General features: G+C 39.2%; 13 protein-coding genes and 1 pseudogene. 8 read left to right on the top strand and 6 right to left on the bottom strand.

The window, feature by feature from the left end:
- Positions 1 to 29: 29 nt before the first annotated feature.
- Positions 30 to 134: pseudogene (locus tag V7L01_RS35080) on the bottom strand (HU family DNA-binding protein); the annotation flags it as partial.
- Positions 135 to 246: 112 nt separating this feature from the next.
- Here V7L01_RS35080 and V7L01_RS35085 point away from each other — a divergent pair.
- Complete coding sequence (locus V7L01_RS35085) at positions 247 to 756, top strand: thiol-disulfide oxidoreductase DCC family protein (protein WP_335042981.1); 510 nt, start codon at positions 247 to 249, stop codon at positions 754 to 756.
- Between the two features lie 153 nt (positions 757 to 909).
- On the opposite strand, the gene V7L01_RS35090 is transcribed toward V7L01_RS35085, so the two are convergent.
- On the bottom strand, positions 910 to 1,218 hold the full coding sequence (locus V7L01_RS35090; RefSeq protein WP_335042982.1) for an HNH endonuclease: 309 nt from the start codon (positions 1,216 to 1,218) through the stop codon (positions 910 to 912).
- Positions 1,219 to 1,343: 125 nt separating this feature from the next.
- Here V7L01_RS35090 and V7L01_RS35095 point away from each other — a divergent pair, with 125 nt between their 5' ends.
- Positions 1,344 to 3,062: an ankyrin repeat domain-containing protein gene (locus V7L01_RS35095; protein WP_335042983.1), complete on the top strand. Its 1,719-nt coding sequence runs from the start codon at positions 1,344 to 1,346 to the stop codon at positions 3,060 to 3,062.
- A 152-nt stretch (positions 3,063 to 3,214) separates the two neighbouring features.
- Here V7L01_RS35095 and V7L01_RS35100 read toward each other — a convergent pair whose 3' ends face one another.
- Entirely contained in the window at positions 3,215 to 4,162 is a 948-nt protein-coding gene (locus V7L01_RS35100; RefSeq protein ID WP_335042985.1) for a HEAT repeat domain-containing protein, read from the bottom strand.
- Positions 4,163 to 4,514: 352 nt separating this feature from the next.
- On the opposite strand from V7L01_RS35100, the gene V7L01_RS35105 reads away from it, so the two are divergent.
- Positions 4,515 to 5,135, top strand: coding sequence for a DNA-3-methyladenine glycosylase family protein (locus tag V7L01_RS35105; protein ID WP_335042986.1), 621 nt, complete (start codon positions 4,515 to 4,517; stop codon positions 5,133 to 5,135).
- Between the two features lie 172 nt (positions 5,136 to 5,307).
- Positions 5,308 to 5,949: a hypothetical protein gene (locus V7L01_RS35110; RefSeq protein WP_335042987.1), complete on the top strand. Its 642-nt coding sequence runs from the start codon at positions 5,308 to 5,310 to the stop codon at positions 5,947 to 5,949.
- 42 nt (positions 5,950 to 5,991) lie between these two features.
- Here V7L01_RS35110 and V7L01_RS35115 read toward each other — a convergent pair whose 3' ends face one another.
- Positions 5,992 to 6,396 carry a hypothetical protein gene (locus V7L01_RS35115; RefSeq protein WP_335042988.1) on the bottom strand — a complete coding sequence of 135 codons (405 nt, stop codon included), beginning with the start codon at positions 6,394 to 6,396 and terminating at the stop codon, positions 5,992 to 5,994.
- A gap of 75 nt (positions 6,397 to 6,471) precedes the next feature.
- Here V7L01_RS35115 and V7L01_RS35120 point away from each other — a divergent pair, with 75 nt between their 5' ends.
- The 4 genes from V7L01_RS35120 to V7L01_RS35135 all read left to right on the top strand — a co-directional run bounded on the left by V7L01_RS35120 (position 6,472) and on the right by V7L01_RS35135 (position 8,315).
- Positions 6,472 to 6,924, top strand: a complete 453-nt coding sequence (locus tag V7L01_RS35120; protein ID WP_335042989.1) for a hypothetical protein — start codon at positions 6,472 to 6,474, stop codon at positions 6,922 to 6,924.
- Between the two features lie 263 nt (positions 6,925 to 7,187).
- Positions 7,188 to 7,367: a hypothetical protein gene (locus V7L01_RS35125; protein ID WP_335042990.1), complete on the top strand. Its 180-nt coding sequence runs from the start codon at positions 7,188 to 7,190 to the stop codon at positions 7,365 to 7,367.
- Positions 7,368 to 7,369: 2 nt separating this feature from the next.
- Positions 7,370 to 7,564 (top strand): VOC family protein, encoded by a 195-nt coding sequence (locus V7L01_RS35130; protein ID WP_185607449.1) that lies wholly within the window; start codon positions 7,370 to 7,372, stop codon positions 7,562 to 7,564.
- 367 nt (positions 7,565 to 7,931) lie between these two features.
- Positions 7,932 to 8,315, top strand: a complete 384-nt coding sequence (locus tag V7L01_RS35135) for a DUF2795 domain-containing protein (protein WP_185582435.1) — start codon at positions 7,932 to 7,934, stop codon at positions 8,313 to 8,315.
- A 308-nt stretch (positions 8,316 to 8,623) separates the two neighbouring features.
- Here V7L01_RS35135 and V7L01_RS35140 read toward each other — a convergent pair whose 3' ends face one another.
- Positions 8,624 to 9,091: a DUF6985 domain-containing protein gene (locus V7L01_RS35140; protein ID WP_335042991.1), complete on the bottom strand. Its 468-nt coding sequence runs from the start codon at positions 9,089 to 9,091 to the stop codon at positions 8,624 to 8,626.
- Positions 9,092 to 9,269: 178 nt separating this feature from the next.
- Complete coding sequence (locus V7L01_RS35145) at positions 9,270 to 9,488, bottom strand: WD40 repeat domain-containing protein (protein ID WP_335042993.1); 219 nt, start codon at positions 9,486 to 9,488, stop codon at positions 9,270 to 9,272.
- Positions 9,489 to 9,567 lie beyond the last annotated feature (79 nt).

Consider the following 9,567-nt stretch of genomic DNA (forward strand, 5'->3'; position numbering starts at 1 on the left):
CAGTAGTAAAGTAAATACATTTGTATTGATTAGGGTGCAACTTTTTCTTTAAACTGCTTCCCAGCAGAAAACGCAGGCACTTGGGTCGCTGGAATTGTCATTAACTCCTGGGTTTTGGGATTACGCCCTTCACGCTAGTAGCGATGACTACGGCGGCAAGCTATGCGTCGCTCGAATGGGCCAAACCCTATAATTCCAGAGGCGTTACGCTTGATGTAAGGAAATAAACTTAGTTAAGATCCCAAAATGTCCTCAGCACAAATCCAATCCTACGGTTGTAACAACTCTCTAGACCAGCCTTTATCCACTCTGCCGTCGTGGAAAATCAAACTGCTGTATGACGGCCAATGTCCCTTGTGTCTGCGTGAGGTTAACTTTTTGAAGAAGCGAGACGCGGATCGAGGGCTGGTGGCGTTTGTAGATATTGCAGCTGATGATTACAATCCCCAAGCAGATGGCGGTGTTGACTATGAAACTGCAATGGGGCGTATTCATGCTGTGTTGCCAGACGGGACGCTAGTTAAAAATGTTGAAGTTTTCCATCGCATTTACGAAATTCTGGGGATGGGTTGGGTCTATGCTGCAACTTCCTTACCAGTTATCGGTGCTATTGCCGACTTTCTATATGGAATTTGGGCTGATTGGCGACTTTTTCTAACAGGACGACCAGATTTAGCGACTATTGTACGAGAGCGTTCTTCTCGACTTGCTTGCAAGACCCAAAGCCGTTGTCGCTTAATGGATGAAGATGACTAAGCCCAGTTTCACAATAAACGATGTCTTACTGCACACTTAATTGAAATTGTGACTCGTGAAGGAGCAAAAACAGTGGAAGCAGTCAGGGTTAGCGTGTTCAGGTGGTCGCTATTGGAAACTGGTTCATATATTTCAGTTGCAATCGGTCAAATTTTAGCTAACTTTCTTTTGGACAAACAGTGACAACTGTCCAGGAGAAATATTTCCGCGTCCAAATCGATGGTAATAAAGATGACAGCCACTACACAGGCAAGCCAAGTTCTCCAGCCGATTGTCACTAGGGTCACAATTCCAGTGATGTACCTGAAGTGTATGAGCTTTGCACTGGGATTTTGTCCAATCAGGTGGTTTTTCCCCAGGACGTAAGCAGACCTTACCACATTTAGTACAACGCCAATCGCAGTCAGCTTTTAGCGCTGTTGCAATTTCTTTCCAATTATCTGGATATACACCCTGACTCATGACGATGTATTTTTGCAATCTATGTGACTTCTCAATCAACAAAGCTTATCTTAAAATCGACTAAGTTAAAAGCAGGGGTTGCTACAAGAATTTTTCGCCAATTCAGAAGTTAGCTGATAAAAATTATGCAAAAAATTCATATTTATGCACAGCAGGGAGATATTGCAGGAGTCGCACGTAAAATAGCCAATGGGGTTGATATTGAGCGCGTAGACGAGTATTCCCAGCAAACACCATTAATGTGTGCGGTTAGTAGCCCCAATGCAGGTGTTGATATGATTCGCTTCCTCTTGGAACATGGCGCTAATGTGAATGCTGTTCAACAACAATCTCAAAATACCGTACTTGGGTTGGCTGTGCAGTCAGGAAATCTAGATAAAATCCAACTGATTCTGGATGCTGGAGCGGATATTAACTATCAAAGCCTAGACGGATATGATGTCTTAATCAATGCCATGCATGGTCGAGATATTTTGCAAGATCAAAACTTAATATCAACTTTGAATTTACTCATCTCTAGAGGTGCTGCTGTCAATGGCATGAGTAGTTATGGTGAGTCTGCAATCAAAGTAGCTGCTCATCTTGGGAGATTTGATGCTGTCAAATTATTATTGAATGCGGGTGCTAACCCAGAGCAACTGGGATGGACAGAATTAATGCACGCTATAGTTTTTGGGAGCTTAGAGCAAGTATTGTTATTGCTAGAGCAAGGAGCAGATCAAGATGTGCGTGATTGTTGGCATAGAACCCCTTGGTTATTGAGTATTCAGGTGGGTGAACTACCTAAAGCCAAATTACTCCTAGCTGCAAGAGTAAATCACAACGATGTAGGAAACTGCGGAAAAACACCGTTAATGTACGCGATAGAAAATAATAGGCTCGAAGTCCTACAGTGGCTAATTGCAGAGGGATTTGATATTGAAGCCACTGATGACTTTAGTAACACTGCGTTAATAATCGCAGCAGAGCATGGTGCTACTGATTGCGTCAAAATTTTACTAGAAGCTGGCGCAAACCCTAGCAGAATCAATAATTGCGATGACAAAGCCATCAAGATAGCTACAAACAAGGAAATTGTTAGAATGTTAATTGCAGCTGGCGAAGATGTGAACGATATTAACGATGATATGCGGCGATCGCTGACCGGCATTGCCAACAGCGAATTCTCATTATCACAATTATCGCCAAAACAATATTTTGCTGGCAAACATCCGCGCTTTGGTAAAGCTAATCCAGAATTGATGAAAATCCCCTTTTGGCAGGCGATGGTTTGTGAGGGTTGTTCTGCTTATACAGCCAAAAATCTTTTTAATGATAAAGAGAATTGGCAAGATAAAGCATGGTGCTATGATCGATTTGGTAGAACAATTACAGAATTACCAGATGGCAGAATTGTCGAAATTGCTGGTGAGCATGAAGACTACTACGATCCTGATTTTTGTATATATAACGATGTTGTAGTTTATCAAGGTGATGGTAATTTTCAGATTTTCGGTTATCCCAAAGATATTTTTGCGCCAACTGATTTTCATTCAGCTACATTAGTTGGAAAATACATATATATTATTGGTAATTTAGGATATGCCGATGCAAGAATCTATAATGAAACTTCAGTTTATAGATTAGACTGGCATACCTTTAAAATAGAAAGATTAGAAACAACTGGTAATAAACCAGGATGGATTAGTCATCACAAAGCTTACTACAAAGAACAAGATAAAATTTATATTACTGGCGGTAAATTGTGTGTAATAGGTAATGAAAAATCAGAAGATTATATAGAAAACTCGGATGATTACGTCTTAGATTTAGTTAACTTAACTTGGAGTCGCGCTACTATTTAAATATAAATCTATCTCTGACTACTCGAGTTCATTTAATTTGGTGATATAAAGGTCTTCGGAGAAGGAATTATTATTGCCTGAAACCTTCCAGATGTGGGGTAGGTGCTTGCTATCATCTAAGACTTTCACACTTTCCTACATCCTCAACGCTTTCAAAGTCCCAATTGATTAGCTCTTTGTTCACTAGCTCCCTCAACTCGCTGCCACAGTTCACGGTCTTCTCGATAAATACCCAATGCTGCAATCGCATCTTTTGCATCGATGTCTTTTCCTTGAGCCACTAGTGAAATCAGGAAATCTATTGCTTTATCTTGTCGCAACATCCCAATTGCTAGTAACAATGTGCGGCGAAGTTCTACATTCCTTGTTTGCCTCCAGCAATTTCTGAGAAGATCGAATGCTTCCTCTAATCGTGATTCACCCAACGTCAATGCTGCTAACTCACAGATTTGCTCCTTTGGGTCAAAAAGAAAACCAGCAACTATTGCAAGTGAATCAGCCGGAGCTAGTTGTAACAAAGCACTGAAGCACTCCGAAATCACCTGTGGTGCTTGATCGCCGATGCGGGTTTTTAAGCGAAGTAAAGGTACACCTTGGGGATTTCCTGTGTAGGCGATCGCTTTTGCAGCAGCAACTCTTGCTTCTGGTTTGGGGTCAGCTAGTAAATCGGCTAATTCATTCATTACATCTGAGTAGTTCATTCTTACCAGACCTAAAGCACATATACCCCGAAGATGGGCAGCAGTGTCTTCAACTCCTCCCCATACTGGCTCCATCTGAACATGTCGAATCCCTTGCAGAAAAAGGTTTTCATCGCTGTATTCTAAGTGATACAGTGTTTGTGCTATCTCTTTCTTGGCAAGACAATTTTGGTCTACTTGTGCGGGTTTGACCATCATTCGAGCAAAAGCTTCTACAAGATCACAAACCAACTCAGTAATAGTGGATTCGCCGACTATCTTGGCTGCTTGAGCAACAACTATAGAATATTTACTCTTAAGGCCTTGACGTAAAATTATGATCCCTTCTTCACTTGTCGGATGCTGTCGAATTCGGGCAAGAATAGATAAAGTTTCTTCTAGTTTTTGTGATTTCGGCATATACCATCCTACAACTAGGCGCTCTGTTTTGGACTTAAAGCATTTACTATAAAAGTAGGGAATTAGAATTTGCCAAAGCGCATTCCTCACTTTTTAACTACGAATTATGAATAAATATTACTGCCCCAAATAACCACAAAGCTTTTGATAGTTCGCTTGTACTATAATACCATTAACCATTTCATTTTTTAACAAAGTTTGGGGGTTTAACTTCCCTGCTTCTATCAAGCAGCTCGTTTTGATACTTAAGCTAAATCCCCGTTACTTTCACATAATTGCAAATTATTTTAATGTCCTTGGGAATGGATGATTCAATGAGAGGGCAAACGCTTAGGTTTTAGCTGATAGACTAATGGATTATTCAATTGCAATTACAACTCTTAAACATTCAGATCCTATCTTGGCAAGGCTAATAGAAATTATTGGAGATTGCAAACTCTATCAAGTACAACAAACTGGAGACTTGCTCTTTTCCCTATCTCGGTCAATTCTTTACCAGCAAATTTCCGGCAAGGCTGCTGGGAGCATTCATAGCAAATTTTTGCAACTTTATCCTCATAGCCCTTTCCCTACAGCTTTAGATATCCTCAATACCCCAGATGAAGTTTTGCGAGGAGCAGGTATTTCACGCCCCAAAGTTTTGTATTTGAAAGACCTTGCCCAAAAAGTTTTAGATGGATTACCTACGCTAGATCAATTGCAGGCAATGGAAGATGAATCAATTATCGAAGCTTTAACACCAATAAAAGGCGTTGGGCATTGGACGGTGCAGATGCTGCTTATGTTTCGTTTACATCGGCTTGATGTTCTACCTGTTGATGACTTAGGTATTCGTGCAGGGATTCGCAGAGTTTATAGTTTAGCAGAGCTTCCTAGTAAAAAGACTGTAGAAGATTTAGGACAAATGTGGAAACCATACCGTTCTATTGCTTGTTGGTATCTGTGGCAAGGTTTAGAGATAAAAGATAACTAAATCTTATTTAATGTTGCATCTACTTCAGTATGCAAGTACAAAACTATACTTCTTCCAACTTTGATAACATCATCTAAGTAACAGTTAATTAGATTGTTTATTTTTTGAGAAATTTACGGTAGTTTGTCTTTAGTGAAAGTAAACACTACCTAATATCAAAATCAAATTAATTATGCTTAGATTACGGGTTGTATGGTTCACTCCGGTAGCTGCGGCGCTTTTGAGTTTTGGACTAGGTACAAAAAAAGTAATGGCGCAGATACAATATCCATTTTCAGTTATCTACAATTCAGAAACTACTCTTGAACCGATCGCAGGAAACATTTTAAAAATAACCAATATAGGTGAAAGTGCTAATGCGCCATACGGTCTAACTAGACTTGTAAATATCAGCTATGGCAATCTCGACAATAATACAGGTGTGATTACAATTGAGCCAGATCCAGCAACGTTTGGGTTAGACGACTTACCACTTGGTAACATTACAATTTTTGGTCAAGGAGAAGATAAGCTATTCGGAACCACCAGAGGTACTGCTACCCTTGACTTTCAAAATTTTGTGGGCACGGTTTCTAATACTATAAGTATTACTGGTGGATCGGGTACATTCGACGGCGCGATTGGCACACTGATCTTGTCCGAAAATCTTACACTCAGCCCAGATCCAACTGCTCCTGTAAGAGGTCTACCTCTAATCTCAGGTTCTTTTCAAACGTTTCAAACAGTTCCAGAACCAAGAAATACCACGGCGATATTTAGCATCGGCTTGATTGGAGTGGGTTTTCTGCTACGCCGACATAAAACATCGACTTAGAGTTATTGGTTAATCAACATTTAAGCGATCGCCTTGATGTCATCAAGTTAAAGGCTGGACTGGTAATGTTGCATCAATCTCAATCAAAGTAACTTTGGCATTTTCGACTACTGTATTTCCCATTAACGTGTCCTGCATTGCTTCAAATTTAGACTCTGCTCTCCCAATCCGTTCATAATGTAAAATCACATGATAATGCTTTTGTATTACTTCTCCTGACTCAGAACACTCTACTGCAAGCCAATCTTGGTTTTGACCCGATTCGGCAATCTGACGATATTTACTCGCTAACTGCTCTAATGCAATAGCTATAGCGTGTTCTCTGGTTTGCCCACAGCAACGAATTTCATCTCTTGGCTGGTCAACAGATGACAACAGTTCACAAACATACTGTCCATTATCGTCAGCCTGTACGTTAATTGTAATTGTTCCGTTGATTGAAGTCATGCTCAAGTTACATTAACACTGTATTATTTTAAACAAATTTAAATTTTAACTGTATAACCATATTCAATTGATAAAATGTCTAAAATTAGTTCCAAGACATCAAAGCCTAAATCTCTCAAACAACGACACAGATTTTTCCTAAATCCTTATATAGACTGTGCTTTCACTAAATGCCCAAAGTGTGAAACAAAAACGAAGATTCGCAAATTTCCTTTAGTGATTCATATCCAACCACAACAGCTATTTTTACTCAATAAACAGTGTAAATATTGCCCAAGCTGCGACTTAATTATTGCTAAAAAACAGGAAATTGAGCCATTGATGGCTGCTACTTTTGTCCAAACAAATCCTCAAATTGTAGGTAATAACTATGTAGTGATGGGAACAGTTGATAAAAAAGATTGGAAGGAAGGCGACAAAAATTTGCTTTCCCCATCGGAAATGATCGGACGCATATACGTCTTCAAAGATGTTTGGAATTTTGAAGTCATTCCGGCAGGTTGGTATCCTAATAAAGGAAAACAATAACACTAAAGTTCTTTCCCTATTCAAGTCTAGCTATGTGCAATCATCGGTAGATATTGAATGAAGTTAATATTGTGGCTTCAAATATTGTTCACAACAGAAAAACAAACATGGAGTCATTACGAGCAGTTCTGACTGAACCTTTGTACACTATACCTTCCATTAACTACAATTTAAACTACTATTAATTGGTAAGTTTGCAGTATATTGTGCTAAAAAGTTTATAATAGCCGTATTACAAAAGTTCTGGATTAGGACAGTAGAATATGACATTGAAAAATACTTTTGGTGAATATAGTTTTGTCACTAAATTAGACGTTACTAATCTTGAAGCTAGTGCCGAGTGGTACAAGTCCAAGCTTGGGTTAGTGCCTGAAGAAAATATGACACACCTAACTGGAGACAGTTTAGTTTTCCTGATATTCCACGCTTTGCAATCGGATTGAACTTGAGTGACTCAGTTGAACCAGGTAATATTGTTAGTACCTTTGTTGTCAATGATATAGTTACTGCTCGTCAAAGCCTGACTGAAAAAGGAGTCTCAGTTGGGCCAATTACAGATGTTGGTCATGGAGTGCAATTATCCACTTTCAAGGATATTGACGGAAATTTGTTAGGGATTAGGCAAAATCCGCAGTCTTAGCCTGGATTTAAACTTAAATCGCGGAATCAGATAAGGATATGATTTCATCTGTAATTTAAGCTAACTGTCTTAGTGGCGGATCAGCCTAGATAATTTGTAAAACGAATCTTGACCCAAGATTTCCCGCCAACTCCCCAATTATGACTCCAATAGTCCACCTCAGTAGGACTTTCGGTAATTAAAAGGGGAGGTGGAATTAACAGTAACTTAATTTTCTTTTAAATTAACAATGTACTATGTAGAAGTTGTGTGTATGGACTACATTTTCCTCAACCTAATACTCTGCATAACTGTGCAAGCTGACTTTTACTAATTTTTTCACTTTCTTCATTGAATCCACAGCGTCAAGACCATACAGAGATTTATTATGGCTAAACTGAATCCAGTACAGCTACAAAAAAATTTGAACCAAGTTAACTATCCCCTTAGCAAGAAAAGCTTGGTTAAGTATGCTGAAGAAAAAGGTATTGACGAGAAAATCCTGCGAATCTTGAAAAAGTTGCCTTCAAAACAATATGAAACTCTCGCTGATGTGGCCAACTTAATTGATGAAATATTCATCACTAAAATCAGTCCAGTACAATTAGAGAAAAACTTGATTGCAGTTAACTATCCACTCAGCAAAAAAGACTTAGTTAAGTATGCTGAGGAAAAAGGTGTTGATGAGAAAGTCCTGCGAGCCTTGAAATGGTTGCCTTGTAAACAGTATGAAACATTAGCTGATGTAGACAATGCAATCAATCAACAGTGATTGGATTAATACTAGTAAAGTAAATACATCTGTATTGGTTAAGGTGCTACTTTCTCCCGAAACTTTGGCACGATAAATAATTACCATTTCGTCTCCCTAAATTTTTGACTGTTGTAACTGTTGCACTTTCGGCTAGGTAAATCTGTCTTCATATTCAGTCAAAAGAGATAGGATATCTATCCATAGGTACTATAAAACAGCCAGGAAACGTTCAATAGGCAATCGACATTTGGTTCCTCTGGCAGCGATCGCAGTATATAAGCGCTATGCTTCAATTCACCACGGTTTTATGCCAAGCTATATAGTTTTTACCGTCCTGTTTCACCTATCTGATCTGCATCGTCTGCTACTCCATTGCGAAAGCGTACTTCTAAGCCGTGTTCTGGCTCCCAGTCACACTCAGCTATCAACTTAAAGGTAGCAATATCTAGGTCATACTCCACATAAATATATGAGAAAGTGACTTGATCCCAGACCTGAATGGGATTAGCCAACAGTGGCATTGACTCATCTCCAATCATGTCACGATATACATCATAATTTTGCAGCACCAGAGGAGCAGTGACGTGTAAAACATCAGGTGGCAAGGTTAGGGCTTGCCGAATAGCTTCACGCTGAAGCGATGAAAGTTCCCCAATCTGCCCCTGTTCAAAATCCACACAAATCCGTACACGGCGATCGCCCAAAATAGCACATTGTGCTAAAGTCCAGTAGTTATCTTCCAATATAATCTGTCCAAACTCAGCATCGTAATAACTTCTTGGGGATTCCATCATCTTCAGATACTACCTTTATTCTGGGCTTCCCTAGCAACTCCAAAAACTGGTGAAAATTTTACTTTGAAATTAGTCGTACTTTTTTAGCGAGAATATCGATAGTTAAAGTTAAGTTCTGTATCCCTAACCAGCTTCTCCTTTTAGGAGTTCCCATTCACCCAAAATAGCGCAAATGCAGTTATTTAATTTGCCAAATATGTATAATGCTATCCTCATTGCTACTAACGAGGATTTTACCATCCAAACTCAAAGCAAGCCCTAAAACCGAACTCGAACCATCCCTCCATGTGTGCAACAGTTTTCCTTGCTCTAAGCTCCACAGTTTAATAGTGCCATCATAATTGCCGCAAATCAGAATTTTTCCATCGGGACTGATGGCAAGCCAGGGCAAACGCATCTTATTTACTAATAAAAACTAAGGAAGATTCAAAAATGACATAGATAACTGTAAAAATGGATGGGATGATAAATCAAAT

The organism is Nostoc sp., assembly GCF_036917095.1.
GTDB lineage: Bacteria > Cyanobacteriota > Cyanobacteriia > Cyanobacteriales > Nostocaceae > Nostoc.